Here is a 21921-nt window from a genome sequence, read left to right as displayed (position 1 = left end):
GCCAAAGGAGGTGGCCCCGGTGTTCGCCGGGGCCGCCTCCTTTTCACGCCCGCGTGCGTCCGATGTAGACGTTGCGGGCCCGGTAGACGGTCTCCGCGGTCGGGCCCGGGCTGCCGGACGAGCCCTCCATCTGCAGGTTGATGATCACCCAGAGCGGCTTGCCGACGAAGTTCCTCGCGGTGTGCTGGGCGATCCACTTGCCGTCGAGGTAGTAGTGGATGACGACGTCGGTGTTGTTCACCTTGGTCATCCACGCCCGGTAGGTGTGCCACGAGCCCGGCGAGGACACCCCGACGATCGAGCTCGACACGTCGCTGGACGTCCGGAAGGTGTTGAACCAGTTCCGGTTGTCCCCCTTGAGCTCCAGGATGTCGCTCTCCGGCGGCCAGCTGTTGACCCCGGTCAGCCAGAACGCGGGCCAGGTGCCGCGGGTGGACGGCGCCTGGAAGTCGCCCTTCACCTCCCAGTTCGGGAACTGGTCGTTCACGACGACGTGCTCCTTGGCGTGGATCGCGCCGGAGTGGTAGCGGATGGGCAGGTGCGGATCGGCCCCGCTGTTGCCCTCGTCCCACGAGATGCGCGTCGCCTTCACCGTCAGCACGCCGCCGGACAGCGACACGTGGTTGTGGTCGCTGGAACTCGCGTACATCCTGGCCGTGCCGTTGTGGTCGGAGCCCCACGGGTAGCGGTAGTTCCATTCCGACTCCAGCGCGCCGTAGCCGCTGAAGGAGCCCGTCCCGATCACCTCTTCCCACGCCGCCGCGTTCGCGGGGGTCGTGGAAGCGGCGGTGAGGACGACGACGAGTGCGCCTGCTGCGATTCTCATCGCCTCACTGTCCGGCATGGACTTGTTGCCGCACAACAGTTCCGTCGATTCGACGAACGGTTCGACTCGACGAGTCAGTCGTGCGGAGAGCTGCCCTCCGCCGGGTCGTGGACGTCGAGCCGGCCGCACATGCCGAGCCGCTGCGGCCCTTCCGCGCGCATCACGTGGACGTCCGCGTCCGCGAGGTGGCCGATGTCGCCTTCCCGCAACCGGTTGAGCTGCTCACCGGTGCGTTCGGCCGAGGCCAGGGCACCGGACCGCCACCGCTTCTCCCAGGCGTCCAGAACGTCCTGCTTCAGCCGCACGGCGGATCGGTAGAAGTCCTCCAGCGCCGCGTCCTCGCCCGCCTCGACGCGTCGCCGCAACTCCTGGAATCCCTCGATGGCGAGGTCCCTGCGCCGCCTGGCCGACTCCTCGTCACCGGCCTGAGCGTGCGCGGGGTAGTTCTCCGCGTCGGCCAGCACCTCGGTGGGGAACGTGAACACCGCGTCCCCCGCCTCCGGCAGGCCGCTGTTCTGCATCACGACGAGGATCCGCAGGTCATCGTCGTTGACCAGGCGGTGGATCGTCCCAGGGGTGAACCAGGCGACGGTGCCCTCGCGCAGCGGCGTCTCGGCGAACCCGCGACGGGTCAGGGTCTGGACGCTGCCCCGCCCGCCGATCACGTAGTAGCACTCCGCACAGGCGAGGTGGACGTGCGGCGAGCCGCCGCAGACCCCGTCCACCGCCGGCCAGTCGTACACCCTCAGACCGGAGATCCCCACCCCACCGGGAAACGGCGTCACCACGGATGTTCCTCCACATAGGATTCCAGTCGGTCCCTGTTCCACTCGCCGTCGGCCACGACGAGCCGGTAGCGCAGGTTCAGCGCGTCGCCAGGAGCAAGCTCCACCGTGTCGTGGAAGGCGAACGACGGGTTGACCGCGGCGAACGGTGTGCTGCGCACGAACCAGTGTGTGTCCTTGTTGTCCGGGTGGTCCAGGAACAGCAGCGTCGACGACCGGTCCACCTCGTCGTGGCGGCCGATGAACGCGAGCCACCGCGCGGTCTCGCCCATCATCTCCTGGCCCACTCCCCCGTCTGCCGCGAGAACGGCGCCGTCGGTGAACGAACGCGGCCCGCGCCAGAAGAAACCGGTGTAACCGGCGAGTTCCCGCCCGTTGGTCGTCGGGCTGCCGAAGACCAACGGCTCCAGGCGGAGGTTCGTCAGCGTGGTGGCGAACTCCAGCGTCCACGAGTCGTCCTCGACGTCACGCACCGAGAACGAGCGCGTCTCCCCGACCCAGCGCTCGCCCGCCTCGGTGAACCAGGACAGCCGCTCGGTGAACCGGGCGCCGTCGACCTCGAAGTCCTCGTGCCGCATGGTCCCGACGTTGGGCAGCACCACGTACCCCTGGTCGCGCACGTACGTCACGCCACCCCAGAAGTTCTCCCCCGACACGTCGGTCGCGGTCATCTGCACGCCCTTGTGCCAACGGTGGTCGTGCGGCCGGAACGCCGTCACCACGTCACCGGCCAGCGTGCGCACGGGATGCAGGTAGGGCTTCGGCCCCTCGAACGCCGGCGTCGACGGCCGGTGCACGTACCGGAAGAGCTCGACGTCGCCCACCGACACGGCGAGCACCTCGTCGTCCTGCCTCGTGATCACCGGGGATCCGCCCACGGGGCACCGATTCCTTCCATCGTCGCGTAGAACGGGCTGTCCGGGCCGATCTCGCCTGCCTTCACCACGGCACCGGTGAACGCGGAGGCGTAGAGCGCCGCGACGAACTCCATCGTGTTCCTGGTGTCCGCCAGGGTCACCGGTGGCGTCTCGCCGCTGTCCAGCGCGTCCAGCAACGCCGTCAGCTGACACCGGTGGCCGCTCACGACCAGCGGCTGCTCGCCACGCCAGGCACCGACGACCTCGTCGTGGCCGGGCGCGGGAGTCACGGTCCAATGCGCGTCGGTGTAGCCGTAGAGGTGCTCGACCTCGACCGTGGCGCGCTCGAAGTCGAACCTCAGCTGCGAGGTCTCCCTCGGCGACAGCAGGGAGTTGATCACCGAGGCGACCGTGCCGTCGGCGAAGGTCACCAGCGCCATCGAGACGTCCTCGGTCTGCACGTCCCGCGCCTGCCGGACCGCCACGGCCCGGATCTCCTGCCACGGCCCCAGGATCGACAGCAGCAGGTCGAACTGGTGGATGCCGTGGCCCATCGTCGGCCCGCCGCCCTCGCTCTCCCACGTGCCGCGCCACGGCACGTCGAAGTAGGCGTCGCCGCGATACCAGAGCGTGTCGCACTTGGCGACGAACGACCGGCCGAGCACCCCCTCGGAGACCAGCCGCCGCAACCGGATCGCGGCGGGCCCGAAGCGGTGCTGGAACACCGTCGCGACCCGGCCGGTCGAGCCGTGCTCGGCCGCGATCAGCATGTCGATCTCGCTCAGCGACAACGCCGGCGGCTTCTCCACCAGCACGTTCACGTTCCCGGCGAGGCACTCCAGCGCGAGCGGCACGTGGGAGCGCGGCGGTGTGCAGATGTGCACCAGATCCAGGTCCTCCGCGTCGAGCAACGCGGCCGGAGAGGGGTGTGTGCGCGGCACACCCCACTCCTCGGCGAACGCCGTCGCACGACCGGCGTCCACGTCCACCACAGCGACCAGTTCGACGCGTTCTCCCGTCGCCCGCAGCGCTTCGGCGTGGGCGGCCGCGATGGCACCCGTGCCGATGATGGCGGCACGCCTCACTTCGCCGCGTCCACTTCGGACTGGACTTCCTTGATGAACGCCGCGGCGGCGGCGTCGGGCGTGGTCCGGCCGAACAGCACGTCCTCGGTGTGCCGCTTGAGGATGGTGTCGAGGGTGCTGGCGCCGTTCGGCGTGATCCTGGGCGGGTCGCTGACCGGGACCGTGTCGAGGTACTCCTTGGCGGCCTTGTCGGTGTCCTTGAGCTGCCCCGCGATCGCCTCGCGGATCTTCTGGTTGGCGGGCACGCCGCGTTCGGTCAGCAGGATCTTCGCGGCCTCCTCGTCGTTGGCGAGGAAGCTCACGAACGCCGCTGCCTCGGCCGGGTACTTCGACCGCGAGGACACCGACCAGAACATCGACGGCTTGTAGTAGGCACCGGGCGCGGTGCCCTGCGTCTCACCGGGCAGCCGCAACAGCTTCAGCTTGGCGCCGCTGGCGGCGGTCAGTGCCGTGAGCTGGGTGTTCCACCACAGGCCGAACGCCGCGGTGCCGGTCGCGGTGGCGGACTGGTTCAGCCCGGCGGAGGCCTTCTCGACGGTCACCGACGGCGGTGCCGCGACACCGGACTTCGACAGGTCGAGGATGTACTGCCAGTAGTCGCGCGCGATCTCCTGCGGCAGCACGACCTTCGCGTCCGCGTCGAACATCGCCTTGCCCTGCTGCCGCGCCCGGATGCTCAGCCCGGCCGCGTCGTTGATGCCGGGCGACTGCACGCCGAACACCTGACCGCCACCGGCCTTCGACACCTGGTCGCCGATCTTCCTCAGGTCGTCCCACGACCACTTGGTGTCATCGGGCACGGGAATGTTGTACTTCGCCAGCATGTCGAGGTTGACCATGATCGAGTACATGCCCAGGCCCACCGGCAACCCGTACTGCTTGCCCGCGATCGCACCGGTCGCGAGCGCCTTCTGGTCGAAGTTCGCGGTGTCGAGGTGCTTCTTGGACTCGTTCAGATCGAGCAACGCGCCGCGCTCGGCGTAGGAGGCGATGTAGAGCTCGTCCATCTGCATGATGTCCGGCGCGTCGTTGGCCGCCATCGTGGTGGCGAGGCTGTCCCAGTAGCCGTTCCACTCCTTGAACTCGCCCTTGACGGTGATGTTCGGGTGCTTCTTCTGGAACATCTCGATGACCTGCTGGGTCCGCTTGTGCCGGTCGTCGGCGCCCCACCAGGTGAAGCGCAGCGTGACCTTCTCCGTCGTCAGGTCGCCACCCGCGTCGGATCCGGACCCGCACGCCGCCAGGGACGCGGTCAGCGACAGCAGAACCGCCCACACGGCACCGCGGCGAACACCTCTGAACATGAGCTGTCCTTTCGGCTACTTGCCCCCGGTCGTGGCGATCCCCTGGACGAGGTACCGCTGGCCGACGAGGAACGCGAGGAAGATCGGGAGGAGCGACACGACGCTCATCGCGAACTGCGAGCCCCACGACGTGGCGACCGTCGAGTCGACGAACGAGCGCAGGGCGACGGGAACCGTGTACATGTCCGGGTCCGTCAGGTAGATCAGCTGGCTGAAGAAGTCGTTCCACGTCCAGATGAACGTGAAGATCGTGGTGGTCGCGAGCGCCGGTTTCATCAGCGGCAGCACGATCTGCGCGAAGATCCGCGGGTGGCCGCATCCGTCGATGCGCGCCGCCTCGTCGAGCTCACGCGGCAGGCCCCGGATGAACTGCACCATCAGGAAGACGAAGAACGCGTCGGTGGCGAGGATCTTCGGCACGATCAGCGGCAGGAACGTGTTGACCCAGCCGATGTTCGAGAACAGCACGTACTGCGGCACGATGATCACGTGGATCGGCAGCATGATCGTGCCGAGCATGAGGCCGAACCACCACCGCTTGCCGGTGAACTGCAACCGGGCGAAGGCGTAGGCCGCCATCGAGCACGACACCAGGTTGCCGACGATGCAGCCCAGCACCAGGATCGCCGAGTTCAGCAGGTAGGTCCCGAACGACGGCGTGAGCGCGTTCCAGCCCTCGGTGTAGTTCTCGGTCTGGAAGCTGTCGAGGATCAGCCCGGGGCTGCGGAAGATCTCGTCACCCGGCCGCAACGAGCTCACGACCATCCACAGCACCGGGTACAGCATCACGAACCCGAACAGGACCAGACCGGTGTGCTTGGCCAGCCGGGAAAGCCGCTCAGTCGTCATAGAACACCCAGTACTTCGCCGCCCAGAAGTTGATCGCCGTGAACGCCGCGATGATCAGCAGCAGGAACCAGGCCAGCGCCGACGCGTAACCCATGTCGAACCGGCTGAAACCCTGCTGGTACAGGTAGAGCGTGTAGAACATGGTCGAGTCGGACGGTCCGCCGGTGCCGCCGGAGACGACGAACGCCTGCGTGAACGACTGGAACGCGTGGATGATCTGCAGCACCAGGTTGAAGAACAGGATCGGCGACAGCAGCGGCAGGGTGATCCGCCAGAACCGCGACCACCTGCCGGCCCCGTCGATCGCGGCGGCCTCGTAGTAGACCTCGGGGATCTGCCGCAGCCCGGCCAGGAAGATGATCATCGGTGAGCCGAACGTCCACACGTTCAGCACGATCAGGGTCGACAGCGCGGTGTCCGGGTCGGAGATCCACCCCTTGCCCTCGACCCCGAAGAAGCCCAGCACGCGGTTCACCAGGCCCTCGGTGCCGAAGACCTGCGTCCACAGCACCGCGATCGCCACGCTCGACCCGAGCAGCGACGGCAGGTAGAACGCCGAGCGGTAGAACGCGAGCCCGCGCAGGCCGCGGTTGAGCAGCAGCGCGACGCCCAGCGCGCACGCCAGTTGCAAGGGCACGGACACGAGCACGTACGTGAACGTCACCCGCAGCGCGTTGTGCAGGCGCGCGTCGCTGAGGATGCGCGCGAAGTTGTCGAATCCGATGAACTTCGGCGGCTGGATCAGGTTGTACCTGGTGAAGCCCAGTCCGAAGGACGCGAGTACCGGACCGACCGTGACGAGGAGCAGTCCGGCGAACCAGGGCGCGAGGAACCAGAACGCGGCTTTGTTGTCCCGCTTGCGGACTTGAACACCACCGCGGCGCAGCTGGCGCAGTTCGTCTAGCGCGCTCATGAACTCCCGACCTCATCGGCTGGAAAACGCTTTCCAGAGTCTGCAACGGAGCATCATGAGCGTCAAGCAAGGGAGTCGAATGGAGTCGAATGCCGTTGTCGAACGGAGCCGCGCCTGTTCGACTGAAGTCCTTTGTGGTCCGAGTTCTGACTCGCGGACCGAGAGCCGATGAGGGGAGCTTTCCCAACCCCCAGGTTCGGGAAAGCTCCCCTCATCGACCTCGACGCTAGCTCAGGACGCGTAGCGAAAGTCCGGTCGGGCTGTAGCAGGCCTGCACCCGGCGTTCGCTCCCTTCCACCGTGATGCGGCTGAACCGGCCGAGCAGCACGGGCGCGGTGAGCACCGGGATCATGGCGCCGGCCCGCACGTCCTCCAGCGATATCTCCAGCCTGCTGCCGAACGACAGCGTCACCGGGCGTACCGCGGCCAGTGCGGCGCGGTCGCCCTGCCGTCCGGTGACCGCCAGGGTCGTGCCCGGACGCTGCCGATAGCCGCGCACCCGGACCTGGTCCGTCAGTCGCAGCGTTCCCGCACGGAGGTCGACGTCGCCCCGGCCGAGCGCGGACGGCGACGCGGCCACGAGCGTGCCGCCCTCGACACGGGTGCCACCGGTGTAGCCGTTGGCGCCGGCCAGCGTCAGGGTGCCACTGCCCCTCTTGACCAGCCCGCCATCGCCGCCGATCGCGTTGTGCCAGGTGTCGGCGGCGTGGAAGCCACCGCGGTTCGCGTCCATCTCGACGCGCACGTCCGAGTCGAACGCGCCGAAGCCGTCGGCCGCGGCGAAGAGGTTCAGCCTGCCCCACTGCTCCGGTCCGTCGAGCAGCGCGTGCCCGGACGGCAGCCCCGTCGTGCGCAGGACCTCGCGGCGCTGGCTCGCGCCGAGGTACGGCAGCCGGGTCTCCAGGAGCACCTCCGCGCCCTTGGGCACGGCCATCGGCACGCGGCGTCCGGTACTGGGCAGCCCGTAGGCCAGGCGCGGTGCCACGAGCGCGGCGTTCACCTCGCGGTCGGCGTACGGGTCGGCCGAAATACCGGCGGAGTGCGCGTAGGCGAACAGGTCGGCGCCGGTGCGTTGCCGGAGGTACTCGCTCGCCTGAGTCCTCGCCGCGGCCTTGAGCGTGGCGTTCTGCGGGTCCGCCAGAGTCGCGGCGGCCAGAGCCGTGGCGAGGATCCGGCCGCCGATGACGTCGGCCGGGGAGTGCATGCCGGCCACGATCCGCATGTCGGCCAGGTCGAACGCCCTGGTCACCAGTTCCTGGAACCGTTCAGGGACCGCGTAGGCCAGTGCCAGGCACGCCAGGTGCAGCGCGTTCGTGTGCCCGCTCGGATAGCCGGCGTCGTCGACGGGACTGAGGTTGCGCTGGCGCAACAACTGCGGAGCGACCAGGACCTCGGAGCGGTAGACCGGGTAGCCGAACTCGTCGGTCTCCCCGGTCGGGACCACCGAACTGTCCGGGGTCATCCGCCACGGCCGGGGGTACTGGTAGGCGTACTTCGACGGGTTGCCGGAGGCGAACGGCCCGCGCAGCGTGTTGACCAGGAGCACGACCTGGCCCAGCGCGGAGTCCGGTGAGCCCGCGCCCAGCGCAGATCCGGCCGGCGCGTCCGGGGGCAGCTTCTCCTCCACAGTGGACGGAGGCGTGCCGTCCGGCGCCGAGGTGATGCCGGTGACGGCCTTGGCGCCCGCCTTGTACAGGTCGGCCAGCGGGCCGAGGCCGCCGATGGCGCTGTAGCTCTGGTGCTGACGGTCCACGATGAACGCTCGCTTGGCCTGGTCGGCGGTCCGCGCCGAGGTGATTCGCGCGCAGTGGCGGATGTTGGCCGTGAGCACGTCCCGGCGCAGCACGACGCCGTTGTCCCACGTGCTGCCGGTGCGCCAAAGGTCCTGCATCCCGGAAAGAGCGCGCACAGCGGCGTTCGTCTCCGGCGTGAGGTTGGCCGGCACGTTCGTCCGGTAGGAGTCGACGAAGGGCGCCGCGCCGGTCGGCAACTCGGCGGCGCTCGCTTCGAGGGCGCGGTCCAGCGCGGCGGGACCGATCAGCAGGGCTGCGGACAGCATCGCCGAACGACGCAGCAGACTCCTGCGGTCGAACGTCTCGGCGGTTGTCATGTTAACGCTCCCAATAGTCCTGTGTGGACATCTGTGGCCGTACGGAGGTTTGTGTGCACAATACGCATCGAGACAGAACGGGACCCGAGTTCGTGGAGGGTGTGAGCGTTAACAGTTCACCGCTCGACCAGCCGAAGTACCGGCTCTCCGCCCACGTCACCGGAGGGGTGGCCGATCACTGCTGTGAAGAACGGCGTGCGCACCTGCACGCCGTCCGCGACGCCGTCAGCCGACACCTTCATGGCGACAGGCTCAGGTCCGTAACAGAGAGCGAAGACGGTCCGGCCGTGCGGAGTGTCGGCGATCGGATCGGCCAGCACGTGGTTCGTCGCGACGACGCGGCGCCAGCCGGCGTCCGGGTCGCCGTAGCCCCTCGGGTCGTCCCCGAGCCAGAACGACAGCTGCTCCTGGGTCATGTCCGCGGTTCGCGGGCTGTTGAAGTACCCGGCGCCGTCCGGCGGGTTCTCCACGGTCAGACCGGCGGCCGCGCTCAGCGCCAGCCCGCCCGCGAGCAGCGTTCCGCCGGTGACGAGGGCACGCCACGGCTCTGCGAGGTCGAACGGATCCCCGCCAGGCTCACGGACCGTCCGGATGCGACGTTGCCGGGAGCCGTCCGCGGTCGCGTAGGGCAGACCGGCGAGGAACCTGAGTTCGGAGCCCGTCGGCAGCGCGGCACGGTCGAGCACCGCGACCAGGTACAGGCGTTCGCCGTCGGTGACGTACAGCTGCTGCACCGCGAGCATGACCTGCTCCCAGGTCACGACCGCCTTGGTCACCAGTTTGGCGCCCAGCCCGCCCTCCACCAGGTCGCGCACGCGCGACGGGCCGAGCGGTCGGGTGAGCAACGTCCCCCTGCCGTCCGCGGCGCGCACCAGCGGCCCGATGCCGTGCTGGTGGTCCACGACGGACTCGATCACCGCGGTCGCACCGGCATCGATCAGGTACGGGGTCAGCGCGGCCGTGAGCGACACCGAGACCTTCCCGTGCCGCAGCGAGTACCGCGTGTGCACAGGGGTTTCAGCCGGTTCGCGGTACCACTGATGACCGTCGAGGAAGAACCACACGGTGGTGAAAGCGAAATGCCCGCTGGGTACACCGGGTGCGCCGGCGCAGTAGTAGGCCCCCCGGCGGTCACCCAGGTAGCGGCCGAGCTCCGCCTGGACGCGGCCGCTGAAGAACCGCAGGCCCAGCATGCCCTCGCAGCCGCAGTGCTGCTCGCTGTAGCGGGGTCCGCCGTAGTCGAAGCCACGGGCCGACAGCCTGGTCTCCAGGTGCCTGGCGATCTCGTCGCCGTCGTCGAGGAAGCACTGCTCCCCGCTCACCTGGTACGCCCTGGCCAGGAACGTGAGCGAGATCGGCAGGTAGTTCTGGTCGTGCCCCGCGCCGTGCTCCACCGGCAGCCGCAGCTCGCGGTCGACGATCCGCTTGTTCCTGATCTCGCTGTGATACAGGAACAACGCATCGTCCACGATGGACTTTTCGGACAACAGGCGCCCCAGCGTCAAACCGGCCACCACGGCGCCGATCGCCTGGTTCGCCGTCTGCTGGGGGTTGAAGACGCTGGCATCGGTGAGCCATCGCCAGTAGCCGGTCGCCACGTCCGCGAGCGCCGTCCACTGAGCCTCGGTGATCACCTCGCGGCCGATCTCCAGCACGTTGACCGCGTGCAGCAACGCCCACACGGTGCTCGGCCAGTCGCCGAAGGGGTGGTCGCCCGGCTCGAGCACGTAGCGGGCGTACGGCAGACCGCTGTCGCGCACGCGCAGGAAGGGCTCGCCGGGGTTGTCCGCGCGGAAGACCCGTTCGGCCAGCACGAAGTCCAGCCCCCGCCGGACCGCGGACACCAGCTCGGGATCCCGGCGGTCGCCGCGGTGCCAGGCCAGGCACAGCAACGACACCACACCCAGCGCCATGTCACCGATGTCGTCGACAGCGGCGAAATCTTCGAGATTGCCGTCGGGACGCTGCCGGCCGATCGCGGCGGACACCGCCCCGGCGAGCACCATCCGCAGCTGTTCGTCGTCATCGGGCAGGTCGTGCACGCTGGCGTGCTGACTCGGCAAATACACCGCGGCGGCGGTCATCGGAACTCCTCGCAGGGCGCTCGCCCGAGATCTTCGGCACAGATGGGCGTGCGTGACCGGGGTGCTCTGCCTCCTCGTGCTCATGGTTGTTTCGCGGCTGGGACCCGCCTAGTTGATTTAAACGTAAACTTGTTTACCCGGTCCACGTCAAGACACAAATCGAGCAGACCCCGTGGGCAACAAGGTTTCCAATAGATCTTCTTGACAGGCGGGTACTCGGTTCCTACAGTCCGGAAAGCGCTTTCCGGATTCCTGGGACGAACCGCGGATCGCGTCGTGCGTGGCATCGGCAAGACGACCCGAACGGTCCAGCGATGAAGTCCCAGGAGTGGCTCACATGTCGGAGAACAGCGGCGTTGCCGTTCTCGACCCTCCGGTCGCCGAACAGGCACCGGTACGGCACAAACGCAAGCGGCACAAGCACAATCTCGTGGGCTACGGGTTCCTGGCGCCCTGGCTGATCGGCCTGTTCGCCTTCACCCTCGTCCCGATGGGCTACTCGCTGTACCTGTCGTTCACCAAGTTCAACCTGCTCACCGCTCCACAGTGGATCGGTTCAGACAACTACACCCGGCTGCTCGCCGACGAGCGGTACCTGCAGTCCGTCAAGGTGACGCTGTTGTACGTGGTCACCTCTGTACCGCTCAAGCTCGCCGCCGCGTTGCTCGTCGCCGTCGCGCTCAACCGCGGCCTCAGGGCGCTCGGCTTCTACCGGGCGACCTTCTACCTGCCGTCACTGCTGGGCGCGAGCGTCGCGGTCTCGGTGATGTGGCGGCAGATCTTCTCCCGCGACGGTCTGGTCAACCAGGTCCTCGCGCTGTTCGGCGTCCAGGGCGCGGACTGGATCGGTGACCCGCGCTACGCGATGTGGACGCTGGTGCTGTTGTCCGCCTGGCAGTTCGGCACACCCATGCTCATCTTCCTCGCCGGCCTGAAGCAGCTGCCGCAGGACCTCTACGAGGCCGCGGCCATCGACGGCGCCGGCCGGTTCACGACGTTCTTCCGGATCACCCTGCCGCTGTTGTCCCCCATGGTGTTCTTCAACCTCGTGCTGGAGACGATCAACGCGTTCCAGACGTTCACGCCGGCCTACGTCATCTCGAACGGACTGGGCGGTCCGATCGACTCGACCCTGCTCTACACGCTCTACCTGTACCTCAAGGGATTCGGCAGCATGCAGATGGGTTACGCCTCCGCGATGGCGTGGGTGTTGTTCGCCGTGATCGGCCTCTTCACGGCCGTCTACTTCTGGTCGGCCCGCCGGTGGGTGAACTATGCAGACTAAGAAGAAGAGCCAATGGCGTGCACACGCGGTGCTGCTGGTCGTACTGGTGGCGATGATCTATCCGATGGTGTGGCTGGTCGGGGCGTCGTTCAAGCCGGAGAACCAGATCTTCTCCACGATGAACCCGCTGCCGTTCGCCTTCACCTTCGCCAACTACGTGAGCGGCTGGACGGCGACCGGCACCTCGTTCACCGTGTACCTGTCGAACTCGCTGACGGTCTCGCTCGTCACGGTGGTCGCGAACGTGGCGTCCTGCTCGGTGGCGGCGTATGCCTTCGCGCGCCTGGACTTCGCGTTCCGGAAGTTCTGGTTCGGGGTGATGCTCGGCACGATGATGCTGCCGTTCCAGGCGACCCTGATCCCCCAGTACGCGATCTTCTACCAGTTGAACTGGATCAACACGTTCCTGCCTCTCGTCGTGCCGTACCTGCTCGCCTACGACGCCTTCTTCATCTTCCTGATGGTGCAGTTCATCCGCGGTATCCCGCGCGAGCTGGACGAGGCCGCGGAGCTGGACGGCGCCGGGCACGTGCGGGTGTTCTTCAGCATCATCCTTCCGCTGCTGAAACCGGCGCTGCTCACCACGACGATCCTGACGTTCATCTGGACGTTCAACGACTTCCTGCGCCAGCTGGTCTACCTGTCCGACCACACGCGCTACACCGCGCCACTCGGTCTGAACGCGTTCGTCGACCGGGCCAGCGGGTCCAGCTACGGCGGAATGCTGGCGATGTCCGTGGTCACCCTCGTGCCCACCGTCGCCGTCTTCCTCGTCTCGCAACGCCGCCTCGTCGAGGGCGTCGCGACCACCGGCGTCAAGTAACACCTTTCCCCCGCCAGAAAGGAAGACCATGTCTGTTTCCAGGAGAGGGCTCTTCGGCCTCGCCGGTGGTCTCGCCGCCGCCTCGCTCACCGGGTGCGGATTCGCGCCGACCAGTGGTGGTGGCTCGTCGAACAACTCGCTGACGTTCCGTTGGTGGGGTGGTGAAGCGCGCAACAAGGCGTACCAGAACGCATTGCAGATCTTCACCGAGAAGGCCGGCACCAAGGTGGACGCCCAGTACTCCGGCTACGACGGGTACTTCAACAAGCTCAACACCGAGTTCGCCGGCGGCAACCCGCCGGACCTCTTCCAGATGGACACCGCGCTGGTGAGCACCTACGCGGCCAAGGGTGTGCTGACCGACCTGTCCTCGTTCATCCCCGGCACGATCCACCTCGACACGCTCTACCCGGCCGTGCGGTCGGCGGGCGCGGTCGACGGCAAGACCTACGGCGTGCCGTCGGGCTCCGGCTTCGCGCCGATCCTCTACGACAGGACCGTCTTCGAGACGGCCAAGATCCCCATCCCCGCCGACACCTGGACGTGGGACGACTTCGGCCGCATCGCCGGTGAGCTGTCGAAAGCCATGGGGCAGGGCAAGTACGGCTCGCTCGACGCGTCCAAGGACGACTCCGGCGCGCTTCAGCCGTGGCTGCGGCAACGTGGCAAGGACCTCTACAACGCCGAGGGCAAGCTCGCGTTCGGCAAGGACGACCTCGCCGAGTGGTTCAGCCTGTGGGAGGGACTGCGCAAGTCCGGTGCGATCTGCCCGCCGGAGATGCTGTCCGGTACCGACTCCGCGTCGGGCAGCCACCCGTTGATCTCGGGGCAGATCGCGATGACCACCGGCTGGGGTCTCGCCCAGATGCAGCCGCTGACCCAGCACGCACTCGACATCGTGGTGGTGCCGCGCGGCGGCAACGGCAAGACCGGGCAGGCGCTCAGCGGCGGCGTGCTGCTCTGCATCCCGGTCAAGAGCAAGAATCCCGAGGCCGCGGCCAAGCTCATCGACCTCTTCGTCAGCGACGTCGACGCGATCAAGGCGATGGCCATGACGCGCGGCATCCCGCCGTCGGGCAAGGCTTTGGACGCGTTGACGTCGACGCTGACCGCGTCCGACAAGCGAGATGTGACCTACGCGCAGTACGTCGCCGACGAGGTGGCGAAGGACGGGCTGCCGAACGCACCGACCGCGCCTCCCGGCTACAACGACGCGAAGACGGCGCTGGACGCGGCGGCCAAGCAGGTCGCGTTCGGCAAGATGTCCATCCCCGACGCGGTCGCGCAGTACTTCCGCGACGCCGAAGCCGCGCTGAACGGGGCCAAGTAACGCCGTGGTGGTCGTCGAGAGCACGGATCTGTTCGTCGGGCCGGTGTCCGCCCCACGCCAGCTCATTCGGGTCACCCTGACAAGGCCCCGGACAGAGGCGGTGTGGGTGCGGATCACCGGTCCGCTCGTCCGCACGCCGGAACCGGTGCGGGTGGCGGCAGGTCCGGACGAGGTCGTGGCCGAGGTCGGCGTGGTCTTCGCCGCGCCGGCCACCGAGGGCACGACCTACCCGGCGACCGTGCTCCTCGCGCCGGTCAGCGGGAGGGCGCCGCTCGCCCAGGACGTCACGGTCACCGCCGCGGAGACCGGGTGGACGATGTGGATGGTCTCGCACTTCCACTACGACCCGGTCTGGTGGAACACCCAGGGCGGCTTCACCGAGACGTGGCTCGATCTGCCGGGCGCGCAGGCGAGACGGATGCCGTTCCAGCTCTCCGCGTTCGACCTGGTGCACGCCCACCTCGACGCGGCGCGGCAGGACGAGGACTACCGGTTCGTGCTCGCCGAGGTGGACTACCTCAAGCCGCACTGGGACGTGTTCCCGGAGGACCGGCAGGACCTGCGCAGGTTCTTGCGCGAAGGAAAGATCGAGATCGTCGGTGGCAACTACAACGAGGCCAACACCAACCTGACGCATCCGGAGTCGACCGTCCGCAACGCGGCCTACGGTGTCGGGTTCCAGCGCGACGTGCTGGGAGCCGATCCGCGGACCGCCTGGATGCTCGACGTGTTCGGGCACGACCCGTCCTATCCCGGGCTGATGGCCGACGCGGGGATGGACTCCAGCGTGTGGGCGCGCGGGCCGTGGCACCACGTGGGGGCGAAGCGGCACACCGGCGACATCACCAGGATGCAGTTCCCGTCCGAGTTCGAGTGGATCTCGCCGAGCGGCCGCGGTGTGCTCACCGCCTACCTGGCCGACCACTACGTGGCCGGGTGGGACATCGAACGGAAGTCCACTTTGGACGAGGCGATGGCGGAGGCGTACCGGCAGTTCAGCACGTTGCGCAAGGTCGCGGCCACCCGCAACGTCATGCTGCCGGTGGGCCACGACCACAACGTGCCGTCCCGGTACTGCACCGAGATCCACCGCGCGTGGAACGCCAAGTACGTCTGGCCGCGCTTCGTCGTCGGTCTCCCGCGCGACTTCTTCGCCGCCGTGCGCGCGGACGCTTCGGCTCGCTCGGTGACGTTCAGCCCGCAGACCAGGGACATGAACCCCGTCTACACCGGCAAGGACGTCTCGTACATCGACACCAAGCAGGCGCAGCGCGCCGCCGAGGTGGCGGTGCTCGACGGCGAGCGGATGGCGGCCCTGTCGACGTTGCTGGGAGCGGGTTATCCGGCTTTCGCACTGGACAAGGCCTGGCGCCAGCTGGTGTACGGCGCGCACCACGACGCCATCACCGGCACCGAGTCCGACCAGGTGTACCTCGACCTGCTCACCGGGTGGCGGGAGGCGGACGAGCTCGGCCGTTCCGTGCTGACCGGCGCGATCTCACACCTGGCTTCCCGCGCCGACACCACCGGTGCGGGCGAGGCGCTCATCGTGGTGAACGCACTGGCCTTCGCCCGTGACGCCCTGGCGACCGTGACGCTTCTCCTTCCCGGCTTCAAGGGAGCCCGCGTCACGGATCCCGACGGCCACGAGGTCCCCGCGGTGACCGAAGCCGTGATGCGGCACACGGACAACACGCTCGAAGTGACGCTGACGTTCCTGGCGCGCCGGATTCCGGCGACCGGATACCGGGTGTATCGCGTTGTCGATGCCACGTCGGTGCCGCCGCGCTGGATGCCGCGAAACGGCGTGACGATCGACTCGGAGTCGTTCGCCGTCCAGGCGGATCCGGCCAGGGGCGGCGCGCTGACGAGCGTGTACGACAAGACCGCTGGACGAGAGCTCGTGCGGCCAGGAGGCCTTGCGGCGGAACTGCTCGTGCAGGAAGAGCACCCCGGTCATCACGTGTGGGGCGAGGGGCCTTGGCACCTGCTGCCCCAAGGCCCTGGGGCAACCGCCGGGTCCGCGGACGTGCACGCCGAGACGAGCCCGGTCGGCGAACGTCTCGTGAGCCGCACGACCCTCGGCGACCTGCGGATCACCCAGCAGGTCACGCTGTGGCACGGGCTGCCGCGCGTCGACGTCCGGTCCTTCGTGGACGGTTCGATCGGCCAGGACCGGTTGCTGCGCAGCCGGTTCGCCTTCGACCTGCCCGGTGCCCTGCCCGTGGCCGAGGTCGGTTTCGCCGCGGTGGGCCGCTCGTTCGGCTTTCCCGACGTCGACGCCGCCGAGCACCTGTGGACGCTGGACAGCCCCGCGCACACCTGGGCCGGCCTCTCCGCCACCGTGCGGCTGCGGCTGCCCGGCGGTGTCCTGCACGCCATCGGCGTGGCCGAGGTGGTCGCCGAGGACGGGCGGGCACTGATGGCCGCGCTGGTCGCCAAGGGCGTCACCGCGACGTGCACCCGTCCCTCCGGGCCTCGCTACGGCGCTCTCGACGTGGACTCCAACCTGCCCGACGTGCGCATCGTGCTGGGCGACAACGAGTTCACGGCCGCGGTGCTCGACAGTGCGCCGGCCGAGTACCGCGCCACGTTCGACGCTTCCGGCATGGTGTTCGTGCCCGCGTCACGTCCCCGGGCACAGCAGTGGGTGCCCGATGCCGACCTGCGCGGCCCGCGTGACCTGCCGGTGCTGATCGTCACCGACGTGGCCGCCCTGATCGACGATCTCGCCGACGCGTGCGTCGAGGTGGCCGGACCCGGTGGCACGACCGACCCCGCGACCGACTACTCGGTGGCCGTCGTCAACCGCGGCACGCCGGGGTTCGTCGTGGCACCGGACGGAACCCTGCACGTGTCGCTGATGCGCTCGTGCAGCGGCTGGCCGGCCGGGGTGTGGATCGACGGCGACCGCCGCACCGTGCCGGACGGGTCCAGCTTCGCCTGGCAGCACTGGTCCCACACGTTCGAGCTGAGCATCGTCGCGGGAGAGGGCGACTGGCGCCGGGCCGGGTTCGCCCGCGCCGGCCAGGACGTCAACCACCCGCTGCACACCCTCCAGATCCCTTCGACGGCGGGCGACCTGCCTGCTGAACTGAGCCTGCTGGCCGTGTCACCGCCGGACGTGCTGCTCACCGCCGTCAAGGCACACGGCAACCCACTCGCGTCCGGCTCCGACGAACACGGCTCGGATCTCGCCGTGCGACTGTACGAGTCGGCCGGGACCCCGGTGACCGCGTCGGTGTCGCTGTACGGCGGTCTCGACGCGGCCTGCCGCACGGACCTGCTGGAGCAACAGGACCTCGGACCGCTGACCGTCCACTCCGGACAGGCCGTGGTCGAGCTGGGCGCGGCGGACGTCGCGACCCTGCGGCTGGTGCCCGCGGCGGCGCGCACCCACGTACCCGCCGAGTCGGCCGAACCGGTCCAGCCGGTCTACACCCGGTACTGGCGGCACAACTCCGGCCCCGCTCCCATCGGCAACCTGCCGGTGACCGTGCACGTCACGCCGTCCTTCACCAGGCTGGCCCCCGGCGCCACCGGTCAGGTGCGGATCACCGTCGGCTGCAGCGGCATCCCGGCCAACGGCCGCCTCGAGTTCACCGGCGGCCAGTCGTGGGACTACGACCTGGCCGCCGGTGAGTTCGCCGAGTTCACCGCCACCACGAAGGCCCGGCCGGGCCGTCATCTGCACTCCGCACGCATCCGCGACCACCTCGGCCAGGTGCTGGAGGACACCGTCGAGGTGGTGTCCGGCGCCACCACGGACCGGGACCTGGTCGACGTCCAGCTCAGGGCCGGGGCTCTCCAGGTCGCCCCCGGCGGGCACGCGCTGCTGCCGGTGACGCTGCAGAACCGGATGCAGAGCGAGGTGCACGGAGAGGTCACCACGATCAGCCCGTTCGGCACCTGGGCCGGCGAGATCGCCATCGGTCCGCGGACCCAACCGTTCGTGATCCCGCCGGGAGGCAAGATCACCGCGCTCGTGACGGCGACCGCGGCGCCCACCGCTCGCCGCGGCGCGCACTGGTGGACGCTGGTCAGGGTGGCCGTCCACGGCAGGCTGTACTACTCGCCCGCCATCGCCGTCAGCGTGTGGTGAGCGAAGCCGGCCCACGGCTCCGGTCACCGTCAGTCCGATGTGGACGCCGGCGCGGCGCACCAGGGTGTCAGGCAGGGCTGAGCGCGGTGCCGCACGACTCCCGCACCGTCAGCGTCGGCCACAGCACGACCCGGTGCACCGGCCGGTCCAGCGGGTCGGCGAGCCTCGCGAGCGCGAGCTGGGCGGCCAGCGCTCCCAGCCGGTGCTTCTGCGGCCGCACGGCCGTCAGCGGGGGATCCGACGCCGCCGCCACCTCGTCGTCGTACGACACGACGGCGAGATCCCGCGGCACCTGGATTCCCCGGTCGCGGGCGCGTTCGAGCACGCCGATCGCCTCGCGGTCGGCGTGCACCAGCACCGCGTGCACGTCCGCGGTCAGGCACTCGTCGATCACCTCGTCGACCGCGCGTGTCCACTGTGGAGAGCCGTAGGGCGGCACGTCGAGCACGGGAACACCGTTGAACGGCAGCTCCAGCGACGACACGGCCGTCGTCCACCCGGTGCGGATGGCGTCGCTGTGCGGGCTCTGCCGGGAGGCGACCAGGCCGATGCGGCGGTGGCCGAGCGTGGCCAGGTGCCGGACGGCGAGTCCCGCGCCGATCTCGTGGTCGGTGACCGCCGCGTCCAGCGCGATGGTGGGCAGCTCCGGCGGTGGCAACCGTTCGACCAGCACGACCGGCACGGTCTGCGCGCCGAGCCACCGCAGCAGTTCGACGCCCGCGCGACCGGTCGTGCTCGGCGCGACCAGCAGGGTCTGCACGCCGCGGTCGAGCAGCTCGTACACCCGGCGGCGGTCCTCGGCGGCGTCGTAGCTGGACGCGCGCAGGACGAGCCGGCCGCCGGCCGCGGCGACGGCGGTCTGCGCGCCCTGGATCACCGCGGGCCAGTAGTACTCCACCGACGGCGCGACCATGCCGACCAGCGGGTGCGCCGGCGCCGCGCCCACCACGGACTGCGGTCCGCGCGGAAAGGGCTCCGCGTGCTTGGGCATGGTGATCCCGCCGTGTACGCGCGCCACGAGGCCGCGGTCGGCGAGAACGGTCACGTCCCGGCGCACCGTCACCGCCGACGCACCGAGCAGGTCCACCAGTTCCTGCAATCGGACCGTGCCGTGCGTCCGGACGGCTCTCAGGATCAACTCATGGCGCTGAGCAGCCAACTTCTGGTTCATCACTTCGCTTCTGATCGGTTACGAGCGTTTCTGATCGTTTCGTTGACCGCTGAGTGTGCCACGGGGTGAGGTGTGCCACATCAGTCAGCAGGAGGGTCAGCAATGAAGCTTTCCCCAGCGCTGCAGGCTCGCGGCTTCTCACGCCGCGATCTCCTGCGCGCCTCCGCCGCCCTCGGCGCGGCGAGTCTCGTCGGCGGCTGCACCGCCACCGCCGCACCACCGGGCGCCACCAAGGTCACCATCTGGTCGTGGCTGACCGGCATGGACAAGTACGTCGCCGCGTTCAACTCCGCACAGCGCAACGTCTTCGTCGACCTGCGGGTGATCGCGGCGGGTCTGTCCGGTGGCTACGCCCAGCAGACCAACGCCATCCGGGCGCACAACGCGCCGGACGTCCTGCACGTCGAGTACCAGGGCCTGCCGCAGATCCTGCTCACCGGCGGGCTGCGCGACCTCACCGCGGACATGGCCGACCTGGAGAGCCAGTACTCGCCGGCGGCGTGGCGCGGTGTGCGGCCCGACGGCAGGACGTGGGGCGTGCCGATGGACCTCGCGCCGATGGTCTTCTACTACCGCAAGGATCTCTTCGAGCAGCACGGCATCTCGTTGCCGCGCACGTGGGACGAGTTCAGCACGGCCGCCGCAGCCGTCAAGCAGGTCGACCCACAGGCGCGCATCTGCTCGTTCCCGCTCAACGACGGCTCGTTCTTCGCGGGCATGTCCTGGCAGGCGGGCGATCCGTGGTGGACCGCGCAGGGCGACACCTGGGCGGTCGACATCGCCGGTGAGGGCACGCTGCGCACCGCGTCGTTCTGGCAGTCGATGATCTCCGGCAACCAGGTCGCCGGGGTCGTCTACGGCTCGCAGGACTGGATCGCCGGGATCCACGACGCCAAGCTCTGGGGCGTGCTCGGCGCGTCGTGGAGCGTCGGCACGCTCAACCGGTCCATCCCGAAGGACACCGGGCGCTGGGCCGTGGCGACCATGCCGACCTGGGACGGCAAGCCTGCCAACGGGATCCAGGGCGGCACGGCGTTCGGCGTCTCAGCGGAGAGCAAGGCGCCGGAGGCCGCCATGACGTTCCTGCGCTGGCTCAGCACGAACCCCGAGGTGCCGAAGATCGGCAGCGCCTTCAGCACTCCGTTCCCCGCGCACCTGCCCAACCGCGCCGTCGCGCGACAGGCGTACAAGGGCGGTTTCTTCCTCGGCGACCCGGTCTACGACGTGCTCGACGAAGCGGCGAAGCGGGTGCCGGAGTGGACGTGGGGCCCGAACGCCCTGCGGTTGTTCTCGACCATCTCGGACTCCTTCGGGCCGGTCCGCGGCGGCGGGACGACATTGCCCGACGCGGTGCGGAAGGTCCAGCAGCACGCCATGGCCGACATGCGCGCCAGGGGACTTTCGGTGCGAGAAGGGAAAGCCGCATGAGCGTCCTCGCGCCCGAACGCACACCTATGCGGGAATCGCCGGGCGATCGCGTGCCGGTGACCGATCGCGCCCGCAAGAAGGACTTCGCGGGGCTCGTGCTGGCCGTGCCGTTCGCGGTTCTGCTCGTGTGCACCGTGCTGGTGCCGGTGCTGTACGCGCTGTACCTCAGCCTGTTCACCGAACGCTTGCAGGGCCTGGGCTTCTCCGGTCCCGAGCACGTGTTCGTCTGGCTCGGCAACTACCTCTCGGTGATCGCGGACTCCGCGTTCCACGCGAGTCTGGGCAACGTCGCGTTGTTCGCGACCATCCACATCCCGAGCATGCTGATCGGCTCGCTCGTCCTGGCCCTGCTGCTGGACTCCGGCGTCGTGCGGCTGAAGCAGATGTGGTCGCTGGCGGTGTTCGTGCCGTACGCGGTGCCGGTGGTCATCGGCGGCTTGATCTGGGCCTACCTCTACAGCCCCACGCTCGGCCCGATCAAGAACGTGCTGGGCGTCGACCCGCTGAGCGACGGCGCACTGCTGCCGTCCATCGCCAACATCGCGACCTGGCAGTGGGTCGGCTACAACATGATCATCTTCTACACCGCTCTGCAGGCCGTCCCGAAGGAGATCGTGGAGGCCGCGCGGGCCGACGGCGCCGGCGGGTTCCGCACCGCGTGGTCGATCAAGATCCCGGTGATCCGGCCGACGATCTTCGTGGCGACGGTGTTCACCGTCATCGGCTCGTTGCAGGTGTTCACCGAACCCATGGTGCTCAAGGGCTTCACCGGAACGGTGACCAGCACCTGGTCACCGAGCATGTACGTGTACGAGGCCGCGTTCGTGGCCGGTGACAACGGGCGCGCCGCGGCGGCGTCGGTGCTGCTCGCGGTGATCTGCGCGTTGCTGTCCGCCGTCGTCATGCGTTTCTCGACGAGGAGGTCGCGGTGAGCACGTCCCTTGTGGACCGCAGGTCGCGCTGGGTCTC

General features: G+C 69.0%; 16 protein-coding genes. 6 read left to right on the top strand and 10 right to left on the bottom strand.

Features of this window, described 5'->3' with window-relative positions:
* Positions 1–43: 43 nt before the first annotated feature.
* From OG205_RS03260 to OG205_RS03220, 9 genes are all read right to left on the bottom strand, one after another.
* Positions 44–826, bottom strand: a complete 783-nt coding sequence (locus OG205_RS03260) for a glycoside hydrolase (protein WP_330274729.1) — start codon at positions 824–826, stop codon at positions 44–46.
* A gap of 74 nt (positions 827–900) precedes the next feature.
* The gene (locus OG205_RS03255; RefSeq protein WP_330274728.1) at positions 901–1614 is read right to left on the bottom strand and encodes a cupin domain-containing protein; all 714 of its coding nucleotides are present in this window, start codon (positions 1612–1614) and stop codon (positions 901–903) included.
* On the bottom strand, positions 1608–2474 hold the full coding sequence (locus OG205_RS03250; RefSeq protein ID WP_330274727.1) for a PmoA family protein: 867 nt from the start codon (positions 2472–2474) through the stop codon (positions 1608–1610). Before OG205_RS03250 ends, OG205_RS03255 begins: the two co-directional genes overlap by 7 nt.
* Positions 2471–3553, bottom strand: a complete 1083-nt coding sequence (locus tag OG205_RS03245) for a Gfo/Idh/MocA family protein (RefSeq protein WP_330274726.1) — start codon at positions 3551–3553, stop codon at positions 2471–2473. The genes OG205_RS03250 and OG205_RS03245 overlap by 4 nt, the downstream gene beginning before the upstream one ends.
* Complete coding sequence (locus OG205_RS03240; protein ID WP_330274725.1) at positions 3550–4857, bottom strand: ABC transporter substrate-binding protein; 1308 nt, start codon at positions 4855–4857, stop codon at positions 3550–3552. The genes OG205_RS03245 and OG205_RS03240 overlap by 4 nt, the downstream gene beginning before the upstream one ends.
* A gap of 15 nt (positions 4858–4872) precedes the next feature.
* Entirely contained in the window at positions 4873–5706 is an 834-nt protein-coding gene (locus tag OG205_RS03235) for a carbohydrate ABC transporter permease (protein ID WP_330274724.1), read from the bottom strand.
* Positions 5696–6619, bottom strand: coding sequence for a carbohydrate ABC transporter permease (locus OG205_RS03230; RefSeq protein WP_330274723.1), 924 nt, complete (start codon positions 6617–6619; stop codon positions 5696–5698). Before OG205_RS03230 ends, OG205_RS03235 begins: the two co-directional genes overlap by 11 nt.
* Positions 6620–6845: 226 nt before the next feature.
* Complete coding sequence (locus OG205_RS03225) at positions 6846–8729, bottom strand: phosphatase PAP2 family protein (protein WP_330274722.1); 1884 nt, start codon at positions 8727–8729, stop codon at positions 6846–6848.
* Positions 8730–8845: 116 nt separating this feature from the next.
* Positions 8846–10813 (bottom strand): hypothetical protein, encoded by a 1968-nt coding sequence (locus OG205_RS03220; RefSeq protein WP_330274721.1) that lies wholly within the window; start codon positions 10811–10813, stop codon positions 8846–8848.
* Positions 10814–11150: 337 nt separating this feature from the next.
* Here OG205_RS03220 and OG205_RS03215 point away from each other — a divergent pair, with 337 nt between their 5' ends.
* The 4 genes from OG205_RS03215 to OG205_RS03200 are packed head-to-tail and all read left to right on the top strand — an operon-like array spanning position 11151 to position 18353.
* On the top strand, positions 11151–12098 hold the full coding sequence (locus OG205_RS03215) for a carbohydrate ABC transporter permease (RefSeq protein ID WP_330274720.1): 948 nt from the start codon (positions 11151–11153) through the stop codon (positions 12096–12098).
* Positions 12088–12921 (top strand): carbohydrate ABC transporter permease, encoded by an 834-nt coding sequence (locus OG205_RS03210; RefSeq protein WP_330274719.1) that lies wholly within the window; start codon positions 12088–12090, stop codon positions 12919–12921. The genes OG205_RS03215 and OG205_RS03210 overlap by 11 nt, the downstream gene beginning before the upstream one ends.
* A 28-nt stretch (positions 12922–12949) precedes the next feature.
* Positions 12950–14251 carry an extracellular solute-binding protein gene (locus OG205_RS03205; RefSeq protein ID WP_330274718.1) on the top strand — a complete coding sequence of 434 codons (1302 nt, stop codon included), beginning with the start codon at positions 12950–12952 and terminating at the stop codon, positions 14249–14251.
* Between the two features lie 4 nt (positions 14252–14255).
* Positions 14256–18353 carry a glycoside hydrolase family 38 C-terminal domain-containing protein gene (locus tag OG205_RS03200; protein ID WP_330274717.1) on the top strand — a complete coding sequence of 1366 codons (4098 nt, stop codon included), beginning with the start codon at positions 14256–14258 and terminating at the stop codon, positions 18351–18353.
* Between the two features lie 67 nt (positions 18354–18420).
* Here the strand turns inward: OG205_RS03200 and OG205_RS03195 are convergent, their stop codons facing one another.
* A complete protein-coding gene (locus OG205_RS03195; RefSeq protein ID WP_330274716.1) occupies positions 18421–19524 on the bottom strand; it encodes a substrate-binding domain-containing protein in 1104 nt (367 codons plus the stop codon).
* Between the two features lie 102 nt (positions 19525–19626).
* Here OG205_RS03195 and OG205_RS03190 point away from each other — a divergent pair, with 102 nt between their 5' ends.
* Positions 19627–20952 carry an ABC transporter substrate-binding protein gene (locus tag OG205_RS03190; RefSeq protein WP_330274715.1) on the top strand — a complete coding sequence of 442 codons (1326 nt, stop codon included), beginning with the start codon at positions 19627–19629 and terminating at the stop codon, positions 20950–20952.
* Complete coding sequence (locus tag OG205_RS03185; protein ID WP_330274714.1) at positions 20949–21884, top strand: carbohydrate ABC transporter permease; 936 nt, start codon at positions 20949–20951, stop codon at positions 21882–21884. Before OG205_RS03190 ends, OG205_RS03185 begins: the two co-directional genes overlap by 4 nt.
* The last annotated feature ends 37 nt before the right edge of the window (positions 21885–21921 follow it).

This window comes from Lentzea sp. NBC_00516 (genome assembly GCF_036346835.1).
GTDB classification, from domain to species: domain Bacteria; phylum Actinomycetota; class Actinomycetes; order Mycobacteriales; family Pseudonocardiaceae; genus Lentzea; species Lentzea sokolovensis.
The sequence above is the reverse complement of the archived record's forward strand: the minus strand, read 5'-3'. Positions and strand labels throughout refer to the sequence as shown.